This is a genomic window from Polaribacter sp. 20A6, assembly GCF_011378915.1.
GTDB lineage: Bacteria > Bacteroidota > Bacteroidia > Flavobacteriales > Flavobacteriaceae > Polaribacter > Polaribacter sejongensis.
This window is the reverse complement of record NZ_WTPZ01000146.1, coordinates 1-514: the sequence shown is the minus strand read 5'-3', so window position 1 is coordinate 514 and position 514 is coordinate 1. Positions and strand designations below refer to the sequence as shown.

The following is a 514-nucleotide window of genomic DNA, read 5'->3' as shown; positions in this document are numbered from 1 at the left end:
CTCGAACATATTCAGTTGGTTTCCTTGCAACCGATCCCTGAAAAGAGGGCTTCATAATGGCCCGTTTTGGCAGTTGCATTGGCTTAAACATTTGGGGAGGAACCTTCACAGGGTCCTTGATTTGTCCAATTCCAGGGGTCTCTGCTCTAAACTTTCTGTCCACAAAAAGGCTTTCAGTGTCACGTACTGGGTAAATGCACCTCATGGTCACTCTGTATGCAGCATCTCTTGTGATAACTGGCCTGCTGTCCGTAGAATACAACTCATGAAATACGAGCTCGTTTTCATAGGTTACATACTGCTGATCAATCTGAAATCTAGTCCCACAAGTGTTAAGACCAAAAGAGAAGAGGACTCTGGTATCATCAGTTTCTTGGGGTCTGCAGCTTTGGTCCAATAGTGTGGTTCTTGCAGGATCAGCAGAAGGTACCGCTTTAGTGATGTCGGTCACTATAGTCATCACACCCTCAGTAGAGCACACCAAAAGCTCTGTGGTTTGGAAGAGGCAGCGTTT

Annotated in this window: 1 protein-coding gene; it reads right to left on the bottom strand. The window is 45.9% G+C overall.

Annotated features, from left to right (window positions below; translation table 11 throughout):
• The coding region (locus GQS57_RS18730) for a zona pellucida domain-containing protein (RefSeq protein ID WP_165734471.1) at positions 1-514 on the bottom strand (514 nt) is incomplete at both ends.